Origin of the sequence: Priestia sp. FSL W8-0001 (genome assembly GCF_038050335.1) — a bacterium.
In the GTDB taxonomy this organism is placed as follows: Bacteria; Bacillota; Bacilli; order Bacillales; family Bacillaceae_H; genus Priestia; species Priestia flexa.
On record NZ_JBBPAL010000001.1, the window covers coordinates 2,795,749 to 2,818,010 of the forward strand.

At 38.6% G+C, this 22,262-nt stretch carries 19 protein-coding genes; all 19 read right to left on the reverse strand.

The window, feature by feature from the left end:
* Positions 1-46: 46 nt before the first annotated feature.
* The 19 genes from MKZ18_RS14870 to MKZ18_RS14960 all read right to left on the reverse strand — a co-directional run bounded on the left by MKZ18_RS14870 (position 47) and on the right by MKZ18_RS14960 (position 22,225).
* Positions 47-961: a dipeptidase gene (locus tag MKZ18_RS14870; protein ID WP_061785728.1), complete on the reverse strand. Its 915-nt coding sequence runs from the start codon at positions 959-961 to the stop codon at positions 47-49.
* A gap of 78 nt (positions 962-1,039) precedes the next feature.
* Entirely contained in the window at positions 1,040-1,300 is a 261-nt protein-coding gene (gene spoVS / locus MKZ18_RS14875; RefSeq protein WP_003181955.1) for a stage V sporulation protein SpoVS, read from the reverse strand.
* A gap of 234 nt (positions 1,301-1,534) precedes the next feature.
* On the reverse strand, positions 1,535-2,332 hold the full coding sequence (locus MKZ18_RS14880) for a TIGR00282 family metallophosphoesterase (RefSeq protein ID WP_025908599.1): 798 nt from the start codon (positions 2,330-2,332) through the stop codon (positions 1,535-1,537).
* A 59-nt stretch (positions 2,333-2,391) separates the two neighbouring features.
* Positions 2,392-3,951, reverse strand: coding sequence for a ribonuclease Y (gene rny, locus MKZ18_RS14885; RefSeq protein WP_025908598.1), 1,560 nt, complete (start codon positions 3,949-3,951; stop codon positions 2,392-2,394).
* A gap of 280 nt (positions 3,952-4,231) precedes the next feature.
* Complete coding sequence (gene recA / locus MKZ18_RS14890; protein WP_025908597.1) at positions 4,232-5,269, reverse strand: recombinase RecA; 1,038 nt, start codon at positions 5,267-5,269, stop codon at positions 4,232-4,234.
* A 252-nt stretch (positions 5,270-5,521) separates the two neighbouring features.
* A complete protein-coding gene (locus tag MKZ18_RS14895) occupies positions 5,522-6,760 on the reverse strand; it encodes a competence/damage-inducible protein A (RefSeq protein ID WP_061785730.1) in 1,239 nt (412 codons plus the stop codon).
* 13 nt (positions 6,761-6,773) lie between these two features.
* The gene (gene pgsA, locus MKZ18_RS14900) at positions 6,774-7,358 is read right to left on the reverse strand and encodes a CDP-diacylglycerol--glycerol-3-phosphate 3-phosphatidyltransferase (protein WP_025908595.1); all 585 of its coding nucleotides are present in this window, start codon (positions 7,356-7,358) and stop codon (positions 6,774-6,776) included.
* Positions 7,359-7,445: 87 nt separating this feature from the next.
* A complete protein-coding gene (locus MKZ18_RS14905; protein ID WP_234561751.1) occupies positions 7,446-8,393 on the reverse strand; it encodes a helix-turn-helix domain-containing protein in 948 nt (315 codons plus the stop codon).
* A gap of 12 nt (positions 8,394-8,405) precedes the next feature.
* The gene (locus MKZ18_RS14910; protein ID WP_035320247.1) at positions 8,406-9,197 is read right to left on the reverse strand and encodes a DUF3388 domain-containing protein; all 792 of its coding nucleotides are present in this window, start codon (positions 9,195-9,197) and stop codon (positions 8,406-8,408) included.
* A gap of 394 nt (positions 9,198-9,591) precedes the next feature.
* Complete coding sequence (locus MKZ18_RS14915; protein ID WP_119542597.1) at positions 9,592-9,852, reverse strand: DUF3243 domain-containing protein; 261 nt, start codon at positions 9,850-9,852, stop codon at positions 9,592-9,594.
* 66 nt (positions 9,853-9,918) lie between these two features.
* A complete protein-coding gene (gene ymfI / locus MKZ18_RS14920) occupies positions 9,919-10,644 on the reverse strand; it encodes an elongation factor P 5-aminopentanone reductase (RefSeq protein ID WP_078989381.1) in 726 nt (241 codons plus the stop codon).
* Positions 10,645-10,714: 70 nt separating this feature from the next.
* Complete coding sequence (gene yfmH / locus MKZ18_RS14925; protein WP_025908590.1) at positions 10,715-11,998, reverse strand: EF-P 5-aminopentanol modification-associated protein YfmH; 1,284 nt, start codon at positions 11,996-11,998, stop codon at positions 10,715-10,717.
* Positions 11,985-13,280 (reverse strand): EF-P 5-aminopentanol modification-associated protein YfmF, encoded by a 1,296-nt coding sequence (gene yfmF / locus MKZ18_RS14930; protein ID WP_025908589.1) that lies wholly within the window; start codon positions 13,278-13,280, stop codon positions 11,985-11,987. The genes yfmH and yfmF overlap by 14 nt, the downstream gene beginning before the upstream one ends.
* 623 nt (positions 13,281-13,903) lie before the next feature.
* Complete coding sequence (locus MKZ18_RS14935) at positions 13,904-14,863, reverse strand: ABC transporter permease (protein ID WP_061785724.1); 960 nt, start codon at positions 14,861-14,863, stop codon at positions 13,904-13,906.
* Positions 14,860-15,921, reverse strand: a complete 1,062-nt coding sequence (locus tag MKZ18_RS14940) for an ABC transporter permease (protein WP_082802735.1) — start codon at positions 15,919-15,921, stop codon at positions 14,860-14,862. The genes MKZ18_RS14935 and MKZ18_RS14940 overlap by 4 nt, the downstream gene beginning before the upstream one ends.
* Positions 15,915-17,444 carry an ABC transporter ATP-binding protein gene (locus MKZ18_RS14945; protein WP_341344570.1) on the reverse strand — a complete coding sequence of 510 codons (1,530 nt, stop codon included), beginning with the start codon at positions 17,442-17,444 and terminating at the stop codon, positions 15,915-15,917. The genes MKZ18_RS14940 and MKZ18_RS14945 overlap by 7 nt, the downstream gene beginning before the upstream one ends.
* 125 nt (positions 17,445-17,569) lie before the next feature.
* Complete coding sequence (locus MKZ18_RS14950; RefSeq protein ID WP_100346939.1) at positions 17,570-18,649, reverse strand: BMP family lipoprotein; 1,080 nt, start codon at positions 18,647-18,649, stop codon at positions 17,570-17,572.
* A gap of 128 nt (positions 18,650-18,777) precedes the next feature.
* Complete coding sequence (locus tag MKZ18_RS14955) at positions 18,778-19,503, reverse strand: GntR family transcriptional regulator (RefSeq protein ID WP_144593591.1); 726 nt, start codon at positions 19,501-19,503, stop codon at positions 18,778-18,780.
* 367 nt (positions 19,504-19,870) lie between these two features.
* On the reverse strand, positions 19,871-22,225 hold the full coding sequence (locus MKZ18_RS14960) for an FtsK/SpoIIIE family DNA translocase (RefSeq protein ID WP_100346938.1): 2,355 nt from the start codon (positions 22,223-22,225) through the stop codon (positions 19,871-19,873).
* Between the last annotated feature and the right edge of the window lie 37 nt (positions 22,226-22,262).

The following is a 22,262-nucleotide window of genomic DNA, read 5'->3' on the forward strand; positions in this document are numbered from 1 at the left end:
CCACATAATTCACAGATTTATATTTTCAGAGTATTTACTAGGTTCATTATGGTAATCGTTGCACAAAATTTGAAAATAAAAAACGATGCACTTGGTCCGCGGAATAACGCTTATGTAGTTGATTAATTAAATTGTGATAATCTTTAAACTTACCCAGCCCTACTACCGTTTGATCAATACCATCAAAGTCTGAGCCAAATCCAACTGAATACTCTCCTCCTCTGCTACATATATAATCAAGATGTCTTAACACATCATCCACGGTTGCTTCTTTTTTATCCGTTAGAAACTGTGGGACAAAGGTAATACCAATAACGCTCTTTTTTTTCAATAACGCATCAATTTGGTCATCGCGTAAATTCCTCGGGTTGGAACATAAGGAATACACGTTTGAATGAGTCGCAACTACGAAATCTGATTCTTCTATTACATCCCAAAAACCTCGCACTGATAAGTGAGAAACATCTGTCCAGACTTTATAATGATTATTTTCCCTTACAATTTCTTTACCAAAGCTAGACAAGCCGGCTCCACGTGGTTCTAGAATACCATCACACGCCGCGTTCGCATAGTTCCATGTCAGGCCTACTGACCTAACCCCTAAAGCAAATAACGTCTGTAAACGGACGAGATGAACGCCGATGGCATCACATCCCTCTAAGCTCAACATTGCGCCTATTTCACTCTTACCTAAGCGCAAAACATCTTCCTGTGATTGAATCCATTTCACATTCGGAAGACTAATAATATGTTTTTTAAAGAGGTGTACCATTTCAAGAGCTACGTCAAACTGCTGCTCGGCTTGAACAGCTTCTGGTACAAAGATAGCAAATACCTGTACTTTACCACCCACTTGCTTCATTCCATCAATTGTTGTATGAAGGTTTGGGCTATCCTGTACAGATAGATGCTGATTCCACCATAGCTTGGCTAATACATCACAATGCGCATCGAAAATCATTTTCCCTACTCCTTTCAATCTATTATCTGCAAAAAAGACCTGCTAGGTCATACCTAGCAGGTCCCGTCCATTTTATGATTAACGAGGTTCAACAATGAGTTTAATCGCTGTCCGCTCTTCCCCGTCAATTTGAATATCGGTAAAAGCAGGAATACAGATTAAGTCGACACCGCTTGGTGCTACAAAACCTCGAGCTATCGCTACTGCTTTTACTGCCTGATTTAGTGCACCAGCGCCAATCGCCTGAATTTCAGCTGCACCGCGTTCGCGCAATACTCCTGCTAAAGCACCAGCAACTGAATTCGGGTTAGACTTCGCCGAAACCTTTAAAATTTCCATATCTAACTCCTCCTTATTCTTTACAATGTATGATGAGAGATCATTAGACCAATGACTTAATTGATTTCAATGATACTATATTCACGAAATAGTAAACGTATTCCTGCTTGTTTTCTCTAATTGTTCAAAAACTTGTCATTTGTACAGATTCGCTAATCTCTGTTCTTTTTCGCTCAGTAAAACGACAAAAAAAGCGGTATGTCTCCAAAGAAACATACCGCTCTTTCATCTCACTTATTCAAAAAAAGGATGATCGTCATTAATTAAAATTCGGTCAATTTTTTTAGCTTGACCTGTTTTTTCATCAAGGTCAATAATAACTCCACTCAGCTGCGTTCGGCCTTCCTTAGGAACTTCAAAGCGAACCGGAAGCGATGTTAAAAAGCGCTTCATCACTGCTTCTCGCTCCATACCTAAGATACCATCGTAAGGACCTGTCATTCCCACATCTGAAATATACGCAGTACCTTGCGGCAAGATACGATTATCAGCTGTTTGAACATGAGTATGAGTACCCACTACAGCACTTACGCGACCATCTACATACCAGCCAATTGCCTGCTTCTCACTTGTCGTTTCAGCATGAAAATCAATAAAAATAATTGGCGTACGTTGCTTTGCTTGTGCAATCAACTCATCAATCTTTTTAAACGGGCAATCAAGAGGGGCCATAAACGTTCGCCCTTGTAAGTTAATAACAGCTACTTCATATTGATTGTAGGTTACATATGTAATTCCTTTTCCTGGCGTTCCCTCTGGGAAATTAGCTGGACGCACTAAGTTCTTAGCATCATCAATAAAATCAAAAATTTCACGCTTATCCCATGCGTGGTTACCAAGCGTTACTACGTTTGCACCAGCTTGTAAAAATGCTCGATAAATTTTTTCTGTAATTCCTTTTCCAGACGCCGCATTTTCACCATTTACAATCGTTAAGCCTGGGGCGTATTTTCTTTTTAAGCGTGGTAAATATTCTTCTACCATATCTCGACCTGGAGAACCAACAACGTCTCCAACAAATAAAATTCTCATCTTTTAGCTCCTTATTTCTGACTCAAAAAAATAAAGTGGCAATAGCCACTTTATTTTACTTATTTCGCGTATTCAACAGCTCGTGTTTCTCGAATTACTGTTACCTTAATATGACCAGGATAATCTAGTTCATCTTCTATGCGTTTGCGAATATCGCGCGCTAAGCGATGCGCTTCTAAATCACCAATCGTATCTGGTTTAACCATAATGCGGACTTCACGTCCTGCTTGAATAGCAAATGATTTTTCAACACCCTCATAAGACTCAGAGATTTCTTCAAGCTTTTCTAAGCGACGAATGTAGTTTTCTAACGTTTCACTTCTAGCACCCGGTCTTGCAGCTGATAAAGCATCGGCCGCAGCAACTAGAACAGCAATAATTGACGTCGGTTCCGTGTCACCATGATGTGAAGCAATTGCGTTAATAACAACAGGATGCTCTTTATATTTCGTAGCTAGCTCAACGCCAATTTCAACGTGGCTTCCTTCTACCTCGTGGTCGATTGCTTTTCCAATATCGTGAAGTAAACCTGCACGCTTCGCAAGCGTAGCGTCTTCACCAAGTTCAGAAGCCATCAATCCAGCTAAATGAGCAACTTCCATCGAATGTTTTAAGACGTTTTGACCATAGCTCGTTCTGAATTTCAAACGGCCCAATATCTTCATTAAGTCTGGATGCAAGCCATGAACTCCAACTTCAAACGTTGTTTGTTCACCAACCTCACGAATATACTCATCTACTTCACGACGAGATTTTTCAACCATCTCTTCAATTCGAGCTGGGTGAATACGTCCATCCTGAACAAGTTTGTCCAAGGCGATACGTGCCGTTTCACGGCGGATAGGGTCAAAACCTGATAAAATAACTGCTTCTGGTGTATCATCAATAATAAGATCAATACCTGTTAATGTTTCTAATGTACGAATGTTTCGACCTTCTCGACCAATGATTCGACCTTTCATCTCATCGTTTGGTAAGTTAACAACTGAAACCGTTGTTTCAGCTACGTGATCCGCTGCACAACGTTGAATCGCAAGCGAAAGAATTTCTTTAGCCTTTTTATCGGCTTCTTCTTTGGCACGATTTTCTGTTTCTTTCACCATCATCGCAACATCATGGGAAAGTTCATTTTCAACACGATCTAAAATAATCGCTCGTGCATCGTCTCTCGTTAAGCCTGAAATGCGTTCTAATTCCGCTTGACCAGCCTTGACTAATTCTTCAACTTTGCTTTCCATCTCTTCAATATGCTGTTGTTTAACGGTAAGAGAATTATCTTTCTTTTCAAGTGCCGCTTCACGTTTATCAAGTGACTCGTCTTTTCGATCAAGATTTTCCTCTTTTTGCATTAATCGATTTTCTTGTTTTTGAAGTTCTGCTCGACGATCACGAATATCTAGTTCTGCCTCTGTACGAAGCTGATGGATTTCATCTTTCGCTTCTAATAAAGCTTCCTTTTTCAAAGCTTCCGCCTCACGGGTTGCATCATCGATAATTTGTTCTGCGTTTGACTTTGCTCCCGCAACCTTAGCTTCAGCAATCGATTTACAAACAAAAAAGCCAACAACTGCACCGACGATTAGGCCAAGCAAAGCGAAGATGATTGTAATTATATCCATCATTTCACCTCCCCTTGCTATAAACTTGTAAGTTTTTAATTTCATGTCGGCATGTATATCGCCTTCACCTTTCAATATACACACAAAGGCTTTTAAACGCTAAAATGTTTTAAAAAGGGAAAATATACATCTTAATTGTAAGTCTGTCCATTTTTATTGTCAAGCCTATGAAAATGCTATGTCACGAAAATCCTTGCCCCTGCTATCACTATGATTAACATTTTTTTCAAAAAAAGACCCTTTTTTAAAAAAGAGTCTTTTTTAAGCAAAAGAAGTGTTATTAAATTTTCAATTCATCTTGAGCATCGTCTTCAGGCATTTGCTCTGCCGCTTCGTCTAATCCATGATATTCACGAACTTGGCCAGCAATTTCTTGACGAATATCAACATTTTCTTTTAGGAACTGCTTCGCATTCTCACGGCCTTGACCTAAACGTTCTTCGTTATAAGAATACCAAGCTCCACTTTTTTGTACGATATCTAAATCAGAAGCAATATCTAAAATTTCTCCTTCTTTTGAGATTCCTTCTCCGTACATAATATCCACTTCAGCTGCGCGGAATGGTGGTGCTACTTTGTTTTTGACAACTTTAATTCTTGTCTTGTTTCCTACAATATCGTTACCTTGCTTCAACTGCTCAGCACGACGAACTTCAAGGCGCACTGAAGAATAGAACTTAAGCGCACGTCCACCTGGCGTTGTTTCAGGGTTACCAAACATAACGCCAACTTTTTCACGAATTTGGTTAATGAAAACAGCAATTGTTTTCGACTTATTAATAGCACCTGATAGCTTACGAAGTGCTTGAGACATTAAACGAGCTTGTAAACCAACGTGAGAATCTCCCATTTCACCTTCAATTTCAGCCTTAGGCACAAGGGCTGCAACAGAGTCAATAACCAGAATGTCAACTGCTCCACTACGAACTAACGCTTCAGCAATTTCAAGTGCTTGTTCACCTGTATCAGGCTGTGATAAAAGAAGCTCGTCAATATCGACACCCAACTTTTGTGCATACACCGGGTCTAACGCATGCTCAGCATCGATAAACGCTGCTTGTCCACCCTGCTGCTGTACTTCTGCAATTGCATGAAGCGCAACTGTTGTTTTACCAGAGCTTTCTGGACCATAAACTTCAATAATACGTCCGCGTGGATACCCACCTACACCAAGCGCAACATCTAACGCTAGAGAACCACTAGACACAGTTGAAATTTTACGTTCCGTTTGTTCTCCTAATTTCATAATTGAACCTTTACCGAATTGCTTTTCAATTTGTTTTAGAGCCATATCAAGGGCTGCTTGACGATCGTTCACTCGATTTCCTCCTCTATACTTGCTTGCTTTGTTTTATAATTTAAGATTACTACGTTGTAGTAGCAATGACGTTTTAATTAACTTTCTATACATAACTATACTCGCTTTTGAGTCATTTGACAAGCAAAAAAGCGAATAAATGTTCGATTTTTTTATTTTAACAGCCAAGACTATATTTTAAAAAAATAACTATTTTATGAAGGAAAAGTCCCTCCTTATTTACACAAGGAGGGACTACACCGCTTCAATATATTACTGTTTCAATAGTTGTAAAAGATAATAAATTCCATAATTCACAGTGCGTTTACGGATACCATCACGACTGCCTGTAAGCTTTAGCGAATACACGCGTGTTTTTTCATTTTTAAAAGCTATACCAATGTAAACTGTACCAACTTCTTTACCTTCTTGCTTAGACGGACCAGCGACGCCTGTAAAGCTAATACCAACATCAGAGCCTGTCAGCTTTTTCACACCAACAGCCATTTCTTCTGCGCATCTCTCGCTAACTGCCCCGTCTTGCTCTAGGGTTTCTTTTGCTACATGTAGCACATTGTGCTTTACCTCAGTGTGATAAGCAACAATGCTACCTTTTACAACATCTCCAGCTCCAGGAATGCTCGTTAGCGTCCCACTAAACAATCCGCCAGTTAAACTTTCAGCTGAAGCAACGGTCACTTCTTGCTCTCGCATTGTAGCAATGAGTTCAGCCTGTAGAGATGTCATATCGTATCCGTAGAAAAACTCTCCTACACGGCTCATAATCTGCTTTTCTACTTCATCAAGCATTCGATGAGCCTCAACCACATCTCCATGCTTAGCCGTTAAGCGAAGCGTTACTTCTCCATCAGCAGCTAACGGCGCAATGGTTGGGTTTGTTTGTGCATCTAATAAATCCTCAATATCTGTTTCTAACTGAGACTCTCCAATTCCAAAGAAACGTAAAACGCGAGATTCAATTTGCTCTTTCATATCTAGCTTTTCTGCTAAATATGCTTGTCCATACGATTCATACATAGGGTAAAGTTCCTTTGGTGGACCAGGAAATAACATGTAGTGAATACCACGCACCGTAATGCCCATTCCTGGTGCCATTCCATAATCGTTTGGCAGTATTGTTGCACCTTCAAGTACAATTGCTTGCTTCCTATTATTAGGCGTCATTGTCCGATTCGTTTTTTCGAAATACGCTTCGATACTTTCAAGCGCTTGCTGATCTGTTACAAGTGAGACACCTAGTTCTGAAGCAATTGTTTCTTTTGTAAGGTCATCTTTGGTTGGCCCAAGCCCACCTGTAAACACAATCAAATCCGCACGTTTTTTGGCGGTCAAAATTGCTTCTTTCAATCGGCTTTCATTATCGCCAACTACCGTATGATAATATACGTTAATACCAAGCTCTGCAAACTTTTTAGATAGGTATTGCGCGTTTGTATTGGCAATTTGGCCTAGCAAAAGCTCTGAACCTACTCCAATAATTTCCGCGTTCATGAAATCATCCCCATTATTTTGAATTAACAAATGCTTGCTTGTTTTTCGCAAAGTAATCCCATCCAGAAATTACTGTAAATACAACAGAAATCCATAGGGCAATTGCTGCAAATGGAAATGACACAAATTCAAAGGGTAAGTTATAAAGTAAAATAGCTGAAATAGCAATAATTTGTGTCCACGTTTTAATTTTACCTAGCATATTTGCAGCAACGACTTCACCTTCTCCAGCAAGAACTAAACGTAAGCCTGTTACTCCAAATTCGCGGCTAATAATAATAATTGCAGCCCAACCTGCACCGGCAATTAAGTCTAAGTCTACAATAGCAATCAAAGCTGCTGAAACCAATAGCTTATCTGCTAGCGGATCTAAAAATTTCCCAAGGTTTGTAACCATATTATACTTACGAGCGTAGTACCCGTCGATCCAGTCTGTTGTAGACGCAATAATAAATAACGCTGCCCCTAATAAATGAGCGATTGGCACGTCCATTCCAGCAGCGCTAACTTCACCAAAAGGTAACGGTGCCATCATTAAAATTAAAAAAAGCGGGATTAAAAAAATTCGAGAGATTGTAATCTTATTTGGTAAATTCACTATTGTTTCCTCCAATTACATACAAAAACGTAAGCCGTGCAAACTGTTGTCGGCACGACTTAACCATTTTTGATACTGCTAAGCTACTTATTGAGCTTTTTCCTGCTCATATTTAATCGTTACAACTTGTCTAACCTGTTGATTTGCATCAAACGGTAAAGAAACATCTTGTCCATTAATTTTCAATTGTACCCCTGGTGAGAATCCAATATTCACTCGAACTTCACTTTCTTTCGTGAAGTCAAATTCTTTTGTCTCACCATTTTTTAACATGGCATTATAAAATGAATTGCCCTTACCATTTTTTACATCTAACCATGTATCAGCTTGAGTAGACGACACTTCTAGCTTAAACTCATCTGTTCCAGATAGCTCATATGTTCCATTGCGGCCTGACTTTTGAACTTCTTTATAAGCTTGCTTTGTTTCTTCTTTTTCTTCATCTTTTTTCTCTTCATCTTCTTTAGCAGCTTTTTCTTTGTCTGCCTTTTCTTTTTCTGTTGCTTCTTTTTCTGCCGCTTCTTTAGCAGCTTGGTCTTCATTAGATGCTTGCTGCTCTTCAGATTGTTGTACTTCGTTATTCGTTTGTTCAGTATTTGCAGCCTGATCTTCTTGACGCCCGGATACAATATTTTGAGCAATCACCCAAATGATAATTCCGACTACCAGCACACCAGCAACTACTAAAATCGTCGGTAAATAATCTGCTGCTTTTGACGCTTTCGTATTTTGGGGGATTTCTTTTCGACTGCGAACACGAGATAACGGCTGTGGAATATCATCGGTTTGAGTCGTTGGAATATCCGTTTTGTACTGATCAAAAATGTCATCAGGATTCAATCCTACAGCTTCACAATACTGTTTGATAAACGCTCGCACATAAAATTTCCCTGGCATTACATCATAGTTGCCTTCTTCAATACCAATCAAATAGCGCTTTTGAATTTTTGTGTTTTTTTGTAAATCCTCTAGCGACATCCCTTTATTTTCTCGCTCTTGTCTTAACCTTTGCCCTAACTCTGTCAATATTAACACCTACCAATTATGCTAAAAATCAAACATGGATAATCCACCGTTTGGAAACATTTGCGATCCTTCAATGACTTCATATGTAATCTCTTCATCTGGATCATTTCGTAATTCAATGATATATGCAAAGTCATCCAGCGTATATTCACTATTTTGTACAAATACATCGGGATGCTCAACAATCTTTGTCGCAGGCACATTCATAATTTCACGAACGAGCTGCCAGTGTTTCTCATTCGCCCTTCTTGTTGATACAATACCGTCAATGATAAAGATGTTATTAGAATTATACTCATCTTCAATTAGCTGACTGCGAATCGTTTGTTTTAAAAGCGTTGATGATACAAATAACCATCGCTTATTCGCACAAACACTAGCAGCAACAATCGACTCTGTTTTACCTACACGAGGCATTCCCCTGATACCAATTAACTTATGACCATCTTGCTTAAAAAGCTCTGCCATAAAGTCCACTAGCAGTCCAAGTTCATCTCGTACAAATCGAAATGTCTTTTTATCATCAGCATCTCGTTGAATGTAACGACCGTGACGAACAGCTAAACGATCTCGTAGCTTGGGAGGACGCATCTTTGTCACAACAATATTATCCATTGTTTTTAATATAGATTCAAGCCGCTCAATTTGCTCATGGGAATCACACCTTAGTAATAAACCACGCCTTTTGTCATCTACCCCATTAATTGTAACAATATTAATTGCCAACATTCCTAAAAGAGACGAAATGTCTCCCAATAAACCAGGTCGATTTTTCTGTATTTGATATTCTAAGTACCACTCAATTTTATTCACGAAACCCCTCCTCATCCCATTTGTTCCGTCTAAACCTAATCCAATAATAGAATGAACATATTAAAACGCTCATTCACAGCACAAAAATGCTTGAAGAACGATTAATAAATCACCTCAAACACTACTCGGAGAAGCTGTTATTAGATATGTAAAAAATGCGAGCCTATGAAATGGTACCCGCTGTTATCTTTCCCCTTTTTTCACATAATTTAAATATAAATGATTTTCATTAAATTATAAAGTGTAAAACCTATTTCTTATGTAAATGTTCTTATTGTAAGCGCTGTAGTTTTTATCTTTGCTTATCATTGACTTATTTATAAATAAAAAAGAGTCGTTTCTCAAAAAACTTGAGCCGACTCCTTCTTTTGTTCATTTCATTAACATGGTTATATTAATGAGCAGAACCATTGTTTTGAACAAGCTTCACCATCATATTAGCAATTGCATGTTGCTCTTCTTTTGAAGCAACGCTCCATAAATCTGCTAATACTTTTTCTTGTTCGTTTTTTGCGTCAACTTGGTTCGCTAAGTAGCCACCAATTTGATATGCTAAGTCATTGATTACTTCGTTGTTCATACCCTCGTTTTGAGCATGATGTAAGCGATCGCCTAAAAAGTTTTTCCAGTTACCCCAATTGTCTAATACTGACATGAGTAGCCCTCCTTAAGGTTTATTCATATCATAGTTTGTACACCTTCCTCTTTTTTATTCGCGTTATTATGTATGCCAACCGCCATCTACTGATAAAATTTGCCCTGTCATATAAGAAGACTGATTAGATGTTAGATAAGCCACAACATCTGCAATTTCTGACGGCTTCCCAATCCGTCCCATGGGAATTTCTTGCTCCATCATTTCAACATCTTCTTCTGTATAATCGGCTAACATATTTGTTAAAATAGCTCCTGGTGCAATCCCATTTACTCGAATTCCACTTAACGCAACCTCTTTGGCCAATGCTTTGACAAAAGTATTCTGAGCGCCTTTCACCATTGAATACAACACTTCATAAGAAGCTCCTTCTAATCCCCAAATAGATGAGACAACGATAATATTCCCATTTTTCTTCTGAATCATTTTAGGAAGAACAAACTTGGTGATTCGATAAAGAGCCGTTACGCTTAAATAAACCATCTCTTCAATTTGGTTATCTGAAACATCGGTCATTAATCCTGATAAACTTTGACCGCTATTATAAATAAGTACGTCTATCGGAACAGAAAGAGTAGCTAAAAACCGATCGACGCCATCTTTTGAAGATAAATCTCCTTGCACAACGATAATATTGTTTGTGTAGAAGCGAAGTCGGCTAGCAATTTCGTTAACTGAAGCTTCGTTTTGGTGATAATGCAGAACTACCCCATACCCTTCCTTTACCATTTTCTCCGCAATAGCACTGCCAATTCCGCCACTTGCTCCTGTAATTAGCGCATATTTCTCCATGTTGATTCTCCTTATATTATCCATTAAAAAAGCTGACTCAACGTCAGCTTTTCATATACTATCTTATCACTTATTTTGGCACAACCTCACATACAGTAAAGCTCTCCTCATGGATCATATCATCCATTACGTGCTTCACATCTGCAACTGTCAGTTTCTCAAGCGTATCTACAACATCAAATAAATTCATATCGTTAAACGCATAGCGAGTAAACTGATTGGCAATAAACTCTGGAGAATTTAAAGCTCGCAAAAATTCTCCAATTTTTTTCTTTCTTACTCGTTCTAATTCTTCTTCTTGCAAACCGTTGGATTTCACTTCAAGCAAAATTTCTTTAATGCGAGCATAAAATTTTTCCGGATTTTCTGTATCTCCACCAATTAACGCAAAACCAAAGCCATTTTCTTCAGTATAGTCGTATGAGAATGTCTCATCAATCAGTCCATTTTTATAAAGTTCCTCATAGTAAGAAGAGCTTTTTCCAAACGCAAGGTCAAGTACAATGTTCATCGCAAGCTCATGTCGAAGCATATCTTGCCCCGAACGTTCAGGCTTTCTTGTTTTTAAACCAACCATTGCTTTAGAGGCTTGAACGGGCATATTTAATACCTGCTTTTGTTCCGCTACTGTTTCTGGTTCTTTATCAAAATGACGAGTAATTTCAGGCATATCTTCATAATCTTTTTTAGCTTGATTTTCACGAATTTGAGTCATTACCTTTTCTGCATCAACGGGCCCTACCACAAATAATAACATATTACTCGGATGATAAAACGTTTCGTAGCACGTATAAAGCAAATCCTTTGTAATATGAGAAATGGACTCGATGGTACCAGCAATATCAATTTTCACAGGATGATTTTTATACATGTTTTGAATTGTTCCAAAGTACAAGCGCCAGTCCGGATTATCATCATACATCGTAATCTCTTGTCCAATAATTCCTTTTTCTTTCTCGACTGTCTTTTCAGAGAAATACGGTTCTTGAACAAAGTCTACAAGCGTCTCTAAATTTTGTTCAAAGTTAGACGTACAGCTAAATAAATATGCTGTTCGCGTAAATGATGTAAATGCATTGGCAGATGCCCCCTGCTTGCTAAATTGTTGGAATACATCACCATCTTCTTTTTCAAACAGCTTATGCTCTAGAAAATGCGCAATCCCATCAGGAACTTTAATCATTTTATCTTCCCCAAGCGGAACAAACTGATTGTCAACGGAACCATATTTTGTGGTAAACGTCGCAAACGTCTTGTTAAATTCAGGCTTTGGTAAAATATAAACTTCTAATCCATTGTCCATTTTTTCATGATAAAGCTGCTCTTTCAGCTGGGAAAATTCAATTTTCTCCATTGTTTTCACCGCCTTTTCCTGTTAAGAAATACACTGTATCCATCTGAATATTCTCAGCTACTTTCACAATTTCTTGTTTTGATACTGCATCAATTTGTTTGAGGTATTCATCAACGGAAATACTTTTCCCTGTTAATTCATTATGGTACATAACTTCAACCAGCCCTCGTGGTGTATCCACCGTTTCTAACAGTTGATTATGAATAACTGCTTTTGTTTGAGCGATTTCGCTATCGGTAAACGATCCATTTTTCATTTCTTCCATTTGTTCTTTAATAATGGTTACAGCCTGATCATAGTTTTTCGCATCGATTCCTGACATAACCATCAGAAGACCTTTATGACTTTCAACTCGCGATGCAGCATAGTAAGCTAAGCTTGCTTTTTCACGGACATTGATGAACAACTTTGAATGAGAAAAGCCGCCAAATATACCGTTAAACACTTGAAGAGCAAAGTACTGACGATCTCCGTATACAACGTTTGTACGGTAGCCAATGTTTAACTTCCCTTGCTTTACCTCTTGTTTTTCTACGACTTCATTTACATCGGTAATTTCTTTTTTCGTAATTGAACGTTTGATTTCTTTTGGTTGACGCTGCGGCAAATCAAACGCTTGCTCAACCGTGGTTTTTACTTCTTGTTCATGAAAATCGCCAATGACATAGAGATGAATGGCGTCTTCTTTTAATACATGTTGATAATACTCATAAAGCGTAGCTGCTGTAATCGACTCAATATCATCAATTCGACCATTAACATGTAGAGAGTACGGCTCTTCCTTACACATCTCTTCAACTAAGCGAAGATTTGCATAGCGCATTTTATCGTCAAAGACTGCTTGAATACGTTGACGCAGAGAGCGCTTTTCTTTTTCCATTGCATCATTTAAGAAAGCTCCCTCCTCCGTTGCCGGCTTCAAGAGAATTTCACCAAGCAGCGTGAGTGCTTTTTGAAGAAGAGGAGTTGAATCTTTTAAATATTTTTCGTTCGCTATATCAATTCGAATGGTTATATCGTGGTTATCACCTTTTTTCGTCAAATCCACCTGCAAAGTTGCACCATAGAGTTCATCTAAATATGTACGCAGCTGTGTTGTCGTTGGAAAAGATTCTGTAGCACTTTGTAATACATAAGGTAAAAGAGCTCGCATCGTCACCGTTTTTTCATTCAATGGAGCATTTAATTTTAAAATAAACGTATTGGTTTTATACTTTGTAGTTGGAATTGTATGCAGCGTTAAGCCATTCAGTTCGTGCTTTTGTTCAGTCAATAATTTCATAGAGATACCTCCTTATTAATAGTAAGTTTGCTAAAAACAACACAATACCTTTATTTTTAGTTTATTTTGCCGTTTTTAGTCTTACCTTCACTATATCCAATTAGAGGAAAGATTTTCAAGGAAACAACTTTCGTATAAGTCCTTCTTGAATAAAGACTAAATAAGATAAGCAATTTAGCTTTTTTGCATAGGTGCAAAATAAATTATATTTCCAATTAACAGTTCACCTTGTATTTGTACATTCACTGTGACAGAAACACTTTCCTTTTTCCACAAACTACATCTGAACTAAGAGAGGCTGGAACATAACTAAATGACCTCTTCTCAAAAACGAATCATGATTTTTCTACAATAGTTAGTTTTTAAAAACAAGTTCGTTCCATTGCGTTGCAGACACTCGCTTTCCATGGGGCGGAATCCCAGCCTCTTTGCTGCGCTGCTGGGTCTCAGCTCTTCCTTTATCTCCCGCAGCAGTCGCGTGTCCTACGCTTCATTTCACTAGTTTTTTAATTGTTTTCCGCACTAACAAAAAATATCCAAACTATCGAAAGGAGTTAACTCGCGATAGTTCGGATAAATCATTAACTGAAATACGTATGTCCTAGCCTCAGAAAACCATTCTATTATCTTTTACCTTTTTCATAAGGCGTACCAAGTGCTTTCGGTGCCTCTGCTCGACCGACAAATCCAGCTAGCGCCAAAATTGTTAAGACGTAAGGAGCAATTGTTAAAATAACAGTTGGAATGTCTTGAATAACTGGAATCTGTGCTCCTGTAATACTTAGGGATTGTGCTAAGCCAAAGAAGAGAGCCGCTCCCATCGCACCAATTGGATGCCATTTTCCAAAAATCATGGCAGCAAGCGCTAAGAAGCCCTGTCCAGAAATGGTACCTGCTGAAAAATTTGTGGCGATTGATGTTGCATATACAGCACCACCGATACCTGCTAACACACCAGATAGCATAACGCCTACATATCTCATTCTGATAACTTTAATTCCCATTGTATCTGCAGCCATCGGATGTTCACCTACAGAACGAAGACGCAGCCCAAACGGCGTTTTGTAAATGATATACCATACAACAAAGGCTAACAAAATTGCTAAGTATGACGTCACTGGAACATTAGAGAAAAATAGCTTACCAATAACCGGGATATCAGATAGAACAGGAATGCTTGTTTTATCAATACGGAATTGAATAAAATCCGTTTGTCCTTTTCCAAAGATTTTCTTGATTAAAAAGATAGATAAACCTCCAGCTAAGAAGTTGAGCGCAACTCCGCTGACTACTTGATCTGCTTTAAGCGTAATACTTGCTACGGCATGAATAAGTGAAAAGATTGCACAAGCCCCTGCTGCAATTAAAATTGAAACCCAAGGTGCCCATGCACCCAATGAGTCTTGAAGAAGTAGTGTTGAAACAATTCCCGTAAATGCACCAAACATCATAAGACCTTCAAGACCAATATTTACAACGCCAGACTTCTCACTGAACACTCCACCTAATGCTGTAAAAATAAGCGGTGCCGCAGAGTACAGCGCAGCTGGAATAATTATAATTAAAACGTCTAAGAAACTCATTGTGCTCCTCCTTTACTTAAACGACCAATAATCCAACGAATAAGGTAACTGGACGCCACGAAGAAAATGATAAGAGCGATAACAATCTCAATTAATTCCGACGGCACTCCCGCCATAAAGTTCATTTGTGGTGCTGCTGTTTGTAACCCTCCAAATAGGAAAGAAGCAAGTAAGATACCAATTGCACTATTGGCTCCTAAAAGAGCAACAGCAATTCCGTCGAACCCTGTTCCAGTAAATGACGTAAAAGTATTCATATATTGGAATGTACCAAGGCCTTCCATTGCACCGGCTAATCCTGCAAACGCACCGGATACTGACATGGAAAGGATGATGTTGCGAGATACATTCATCCCTGCATATTTAGAAGCCTGCTGATTAAACCCAACGGCCCGAAGTTCAAAGCCTTTTGACGTTTTGTTCAATAGAAACCACATTACAAAAGCTGCTAAAAATGCGACAATAATCCCATAGTGTAAACGAGAATTGTTCGTTGCTTCAGCTAAAAATGAAGATGCCAATGAAGCTGACTCATGGATGTTGTACGATTTTTCATTTCCTGCATATAAAAACTCACGAATGATACTGCTGGTTGTATACAGTGCAATATAGTTCATCATAATAGAGACAATAACCTCATGAACATGAAAGCGTGCTTTTAAAAACCCAGGAATAAAGGCCCACAATGCACCAGCAACACCTGCTGCAAGGATTGCGAGTGGTATATGAATAACAGACGGAAGTTCAAAAGCGTAGCCTACCCAAACCGCTGCTAACCAGCCAACGAGTAGCTGACCTTCTACCCCAATATTAAATAAGCCTGTCTTATAGGCAAACGCCACGGCAATACCAGCTAAAGCAAGAGGCGTCATTGCACGAATCGTTTCACCTATAGCTTTTGGACTACCCAACATACCGTTAAATAAAGAATCATACCCTTTTACCGCATCATAGCCTCCAAGAACCATGATAATTGCACCAGCAAGTAACCCTAAAATTGCCGAGATAACTGGAATTAGAATATGAATGGTTCGCTCATTTCTTAGCCATTTCATGATGTTTCACCTGCTTTCTCGCGCTTTCCGCCTGCCATTAATAACCCAAGCTCCTGCTCATTCGTCTCGTTTGGATTCACAATATCAACGATTTTACCTTCGTAGATAACAGCTATACGATCACTTAAATTCATAACTTCATCCAGTTCTAAAGATACAAGAAGAACCGCTCTTCCTTTATCACGCTCTTCGATTAATTTACGATGAATAAACTCAATTGCTCCCACATCCAATCCGCGTGTCGGCTGAGCTGCAATTAATAACTCCGGACTGCGGTCTACTTCACGAGCGATAATGGCTTTTTGCTGGTTACCTCCAGAAAGGGCTCGAGCTTGCGTATACTCACTCGGTGTGCGAACATCATATTCTGCAATGAGTTCTTTCGCTTTTCTATAAATCTCTTTATAGTTCAAAATACCTCTTTTAGACATTGGTTCTTTGTAATACGTTTGAAGTGCGATATTTTCACCAATTGTGTAGTCCAAAACAAGGCCGTGCTTATGGCGGTCTTGTGGAATATGTCCTACACCTGATTCAGTAATTTTACGTGCTGATAGCTTTGTGAGGTCACTTTCATTTAGCTTAATAAAACCTGATTTGATTTTTGTAAGACCTGTGAGGGCTTCAATTAGTTCTGTTTGCCCATTACCATCTACTCCTGCAATTCCTACAATTTCACCCGCCTTGACAGTTAGCGATAGATCATTAACAGCTGCTACTCCGCGGGCATCTTCCACGACTAAGCCATCTATTGTTAACACAGCATCTTTTGGTTCTGCTGTTTTCTTTTCTGTTTTAAAATGCACTTCACGTCCAACCATTAAGGACGCCAATTCATCTGGATTGGTCTCAGAAACCGTCACTGTTCCAATCCCTACACCTTTGCGAATAATCGTACAGCGGTCACAAACTGCCATAATTTCTTTTAATTTATGAGTAATTAAAATAATGGATTTTCCTTCTTTAATTAAACGCTTCATAATTTCAATTAATTCTGTGATTTCTTGAGGTGTAAGAGCCGCTGTCGGCTCATCAAAGATTAAGATTTCTGCACCGCGATATAAGGTTTTTAAAATTTCGACACGCTGCTGCATACCAACTGAAATATCCTCAATTTTTGCATATGGATCAACAGAAAGCCCGTATTGATTTGATAATGCCTCAATCTCTTTAGCAGCTTTTGCAATGTTAATCTTTCCTGCTTTTGTAGGCTCATTTCCGAGGATAATATTTTCAGTAACCGTGAAATTTTGCACAAGCATAAAGTGCTGGTGAACCATTCCAATTCCTAGGTCATTTGCAATATTTGGATTCGTAATTTTAACAGCTTTTCCTTTGACCTTTATTTCACCTTTTTCAGGTTGATAAAGCCCAAAAAGAACGTTCATCAGCGTTGATTTCCCTGCACCATTTTCACCTAGTAAAGCATGGATTTCTCCTTTTTTCACTTGGAGTGTAATGTTATCATTCGCTACGATACCCGGAAACTCTTTACGAATATTTAGCATTTCAATTACATATTCCACTATGTTCACTCCCTATTTGTATCTAGAGTAAAGTCTATTACTTTTTCTTATCATCTTAAAGGCTATGAAAAAGGCTAGTGGTTCACTAGCCTTTTTTCATATCTATCCTGTTGTGATATGAAGAATTATTTAAGAGTTTTCTCAAATTCTTTATATGCATCATCTGTTGCTGGTACTTTAATTTCGCCATCTAAGATTTTTTGCTTGTACTCTTCAACCGCGGTTTTTGACTCGTCTGTGACATTATCCATAGTTGGAGCAATACCAACCGCATCTTCTTGAAGTCCAAACACTACTTCTTCTCCACCAGGGAATTTTCCGTCTTTTGCTTGTTTTGCTACTTCTTCAACCGCAATATCCACACGTTTTACCATCGATGTTAGCGTTACGTTTTCTGGCATACCTTCTTGGTGTTGGTCACGGTCTACGCCAATTACCCAAACCTTTTCACCTTTTTTCGCACGGTTTTTCGCTTCAGTGAATACTCCGTTACCAGTACCACCTGCTGCGTGATATACAATGTCAGCACCTTGACTATACATTGTTGATGCAATCGCTGAACCTTTTTCTGGAGCGTTGAAGTCTTCCGCGTACTGAACAACTACCTCAGCGTCTGGGTTTACAGCTTTAACACCTGCTTTAAAGCCATTTTCAAACTTTTTAATTAACGGAGATTCTACTCCACCAACAAAGCCGATTTTATTGGTTGCTGTTTGTTTAGCTGCAACTACACCTACTAAGAATGAGCCTTGCTCTTCGTTAAATAGAATGCTTGCAACGTTGTCTAAGTTTTCTGACTTTAACGTGTCATCAACTAGTGCAAAATGTGATTCTGGATATTGACCAGCTACTTTTTTAATGTCCTCTTTCAGTAAGAAACCGATACCGTACGTAAGGTTATAGCCTGCTTCAGCAAACGTTGATAAGTTACTTTGGTATTCAGCAGCTTCAGCCGATTGCAGATATTTATAACCTGTACCTTCTTCTAATTTATTTTCTTTCCCGAATTTTGTAAGACCTTCCCATGCTGATTGGTTAAATGATTTGTCATCAACTCCACCAGTATCTGTAACCATCCCTACTTTAAAATCAGAAGCCGCTTTTTCACCGCTTCCGCTTTCTGAGTCACTAGATCCACAGGCACTTAATAATGTACCTGCTGCTAACATAAGTGATAAAGCCATTCCATATTTACGTTTTGTCATTTTATTAACCCCCCAAATAGTGTAAAAGAATCGTAGTTCTACTTCACGTTCGTCGCGCTTGGTATTGAACACCTCCTTAAAAGAATCAGCGCACAATCATTACTAAAATTGCGAAAACTTAAAACCTATTAAACTCTTTTTCTTAATACTTGGAAACTAAATTTATCTGCTTTGAAATAGTTAATGGAATGTAAAATTGGTTCATCATATTGGTCATAATGCATTTGTCGCAGTACAAGAAGCGCTGTCTCTGGACTACATTGTAAAATGGGAGAAACTTTTTCATGGTACCCGATCGGCTCAATATGAGCTACTGCATATGAAATATGTTTGCCAGCCTGTTTTTCAAGAATTTCTAATAAAGACTCTTGCTTATATTCAAAATCTTCAGGTAGTATTGCTTGTGGAACTTTGTCCATGCAGTATACAACCGGCTCATTATTTGCAGTTCTCACACGCTCAACAAAAAGCATTTTTTCATCGATTTGACAGCCAAAACGCTCTATGTCATTTTCTGAAGCCACTTGCACATTTGATGATAAGAAAATGGTACCCGGCTTCATTCCAGCTTGTTCAATCATATGTGTTATACTATTTAATTGCTCAATGCCTGAAAGAAACGTTGGCTTAGCATTAACAAACGTACCTACTCCATGTCTTCTGACAATGACGTTTTCTTCTTCTAATATGCGAAGTGCTTCACGCAGCGTCGCTCTGCTTACGCCTAACTGTTTTGACAAATCAAACTCTGATGGAAGTCTCTCTTTTTCTTTAAAAACTCCTCGTTCAATGTTTTGTTTAATGTTATCAATCACTTGTAAATACAAATGTCGATTATCCGCTCGAATAGACATCACACTTCCTCCATACCCTAAACTAGTCATCAGACCTCTGATGTTTGACTCTTTAATCGAAAATAATATATCATTTTTTTCGACATAAATAAATAGGTTATATTAATTTTATGTAAAAAATTTTAATATTTTTTAAAAAATATTGATTTTTTCTATTTGTTGCATGTAAGCATGTCTAACAACCCCATATTTCAATATTTATTTATTAAAGACAAACAAATAATTAATTTTAAAAAATAACATTCGTATTTTACCTAACAAAATATGATAACACATTTTTTTATAATACCTTTTTATAAAAAAATAACAGCATTTATGACAAAAAAAGACGTAGGGCATATGCTCTACGTCTTCTCTAACCATTTAATTATGTTCCAACATCTTCGTTTTGTTGTGAAACAAGTACTGCTCGAGGTTTACTACCTTCATAAGGTCCGACAACTCCACGTTCTTCCATTGCATCAATCAGGCGAGCTGCGCGATTATACCCAATTCTAAAGCGCCTTTGTAGCATTGAAACAGATGCTGTTTGCATTTCTGCTACAAGCTGAACTGCCTCATCATACAATTCATCCGCTACTTCTTCCACTTGTTCTGGCGCGTCTGTTGGAATCATTTCTTCCTGGTATTGCGCTTTTTGCTGAGCAATAACGAAATCAACCACTTCTTCAACTTCTTCATCAGATAGAAATGCTCCCTGTACACGTACTGGCTTAGAAGCTCCGACCGGCATAAACAGCATATCTCCACGGCCTAACAGCTTCTCGGCTCCTCCCATATCTAAAATGGTACGAGAATCGGTTTGAGAGGATACGCTAAACGCAATTCGAGACGGAATATTCGCTTTAATAACCCCTGTAATAACGTCAACAGACGGCCTTTGTGTTGCAATAATTAAATGAATTCCTGCTGCACGCGCCATCTGTGCTAAACGAGTAATCGAATCTTCAACGTCTGATGAAGCAACCATCATTAAGTCAGCTAACTCATCGACAATAACAACAATGTAAGGTAGTGTCGGTTGCTTAGCATCCGAGTCATCATTGTGGCGCTTCACAAGATCATTATAGCCTTCAATGTTTCTTGTACCACTGTGTGAAAAGAGCTCATAGCGGCGCTCCATTTCGCTTACGACTTTCTTTAAAGCTTGAGATGCTTTCTTTGGATCAGTAACAACGGGTGCCAGTAGATGTGGAATACCATTATACATATTAAGTTCCACCATTTTAGGGTCAATCATCATGAGCTTGACTTCATGGGGCTTCGTTCTCATTAAAATACTAATGATAATTCCGTTAATACAAACACTTTTACCGCTTCCTGTCGCTCCGGCAACAAGCATATGAGGCATTTTATTTAATTCCGCTAAGACAGCGTCGCCAGATATATCTCTTCCCAGCCCCACTAGCAGCTTTTTATCAGGATCCATTTTGTCTTTGGATTCCAAGACTTCACGAAGCGAAACCATTGCTACCTCTTCATTAGGGACTTCAATACCTACTGCTGATTTACCTGGAATAGGCGCTTCAATTCGAATATCTTTCGCAGCAAGAGCTAAAGCTAAGTCATCGCTTAAATTTACGATTTTACTTACTTTCACCCCAACATCCGGATATACTTCATATTTGGTAACAGCAGGTCCTAAGTGAACCTTGGCAACCGTGGCTTTTACACCAAAGCTTTGAAACGTTTTTTCTAGTTTTTCAGCATTTTTATAAATATTCTTCTTCTCTTTTGCTTGATTACTTTTCTTCGGCATTGTTAACAATCGGATAGGTGGAAGTTCATATTCCATGTTTTCAGCTTCCACAAATGAAATAACAGGCGCCTTTTCTTCTTGTTGAGCTGGGCTTTCTTTCTTTTCCACTGGTTGAACAGGCTTAACTGTTGGCTGTGGCTGAGGGTCTGGCTGAGCCTGAACAGACGCTGGAAGTGAATCAGCTTCTTCTTCATAATCAAAGTGCTCAATAATTGGAGGCTGCTTTGCAATGACAGGTGCTTCTACTTCCTGTTCATCACTCTCCTCCTCTTCTTCCACAGTTAGTTTACGCTTTTTCTTCCCTTTAGATCTTTGCTTCTTTTTAGAAGCCCAATTTGTAATATCTTCCCAACCCTCTTTTAATTCCGTGACTAAAAAGCGGACAATTGGCGTTAATACCTTTCGAAGCGTTTCGTGTAAAGAACGTCCCGTAATTAATAACACGCCAATCACAATTAAGAGGGAAGCAATGAGCTCAGTTCCTAAACTGTCAAATAAATAATAGAACATCGCAAACATAACGGCTCCAACCATTCCTCCACCTAAATCACTGCGATTTACTTCCCCAGTTGCTTCTAGCATGTATAAATCCCATGTATTTAAAATGACTGAAGGATCAGTAAAAGTACCATTCTTAGAAAGGTTTTCAAATAGCGTGACGTGACTAAATAATAAAATTGCTAAAATAATTAAATATGTACCAACTAGTTGTCTTGTTATAAACGGTGGCAGTGCCCTTTTCCAAATAATATAGCCTGCCAGCACAAGCAAGCCGATTAGCATAAGCATGTACCACTCACCAATAAAAAGGCGAACAAGCAGCACAAGCGCCTGGCCAACCGCACCAAGCCCTGCCATCGCAATTAATGTAATAGCTAATAATAATAAGCCTATGAGTTCAAATCGGACAATACGTTTCCATTCTTCTTTCTTAAATTTTCCTCTTCGCTTTTTCTTTGCCATGTTCTCACTCCAATCAACGTCTTCCTATGTTGATTTT

Excerpts from the sequence above, each read along its gene's own strand:
- yfmH (WP_025908590.1), bottom strand. The coding sequence starts at position 11,998 with ATGGAGAAAATTGAATTTTCCCAGCTGAAAGAGCAGCTTTATCATGAA.
- MKZ18_RS14935 (WP_061785724.1), bottom strand. The coding sequence starts at position 14,863 with ATGAGTTTCTTAGACGTTTTAATTATAATTATTCCAGCTGCGCTGTAC.
- MKZ18_RS14960 (WP_100346938.1), bottom strand. The coding sequence starts at position 22,225 with ATGGCAAAGAAAAAGCGAAGAGGAAAATTTAAGAAAGAAGAATGGAAA.
- rny (WP_025908598.1), bottom strand. The coding sequence starts at position 3,951 with ATGGATATAATTACAATCATCTTCGCTTTGCTTGGCCTAATCGTCGGT.
- MKZ18_RS14895 (WP_061785730.1), bottom strand. The coding sequence starts at position 6,760 with ATGAACGCGGAAATTATTGGAGTAGGTTCAGAGCTTTTGCTAGGCCAA.
- ymfI (WP_078989381.1), bottom strand. The coding sequence starts at position 10,644 with ATGGAGAAATATGCGCTAATTACAGGAGCAAGTGGCGGAATTGGCAGT.
- MKZ18_RS14950 (WP_100346939.1), bottom strand. The coding sequence starts at position 18,649 with ATGACAAAACGTAAATATGGAATGGCTTTATCACTTATGTTAGCAGCA.
- spoVS (WP_003181955.1), bottom strand. The coding sequence starts at position 1,300 with ATGGAAATTTTAAAGGTTTCGGCGAAGTCTAACCCGAATTCAGTTGCT.
- MKZ18_RS14870 (WP_061785728.1), bottom strand. The coding sequence starts at position 961 with ATGATTTTCGATGCGCATTGTGATGTATTAGCCAAGCTATGGTGGAAT.
- MKZ18_RS14955 (WP_144593591.1), bottom strand. The coding sequence starts at position 19,503 with ATGTCTATTCGAGCGGATAATCGACATTTGTATTTACAAGTGATTGAT.
- yfmF (WP_025908589.1), bottom strand. The coding sequence starts at position 13,280 with ATGAAATTATTGACTGAACAAAAGCACGAACTGAATGGCTTAACGCTG.
- MKZ18_RS14880 (WP_025908599.1), bottom strand. The coding sequence starts at position 2,332 with ATGAGAATTTTATTTGTTGGAGACGTTGTTGGTTCTCCAGGTCGAGAT.
- MKZ18_RS14915 (WP_119542597.1), bottom strand. The coding sequence starts at position 9,852 with ATGTCAGTATTAGACAATTGGGGTAACTGGAAAAACTTTTTAGGCGAT.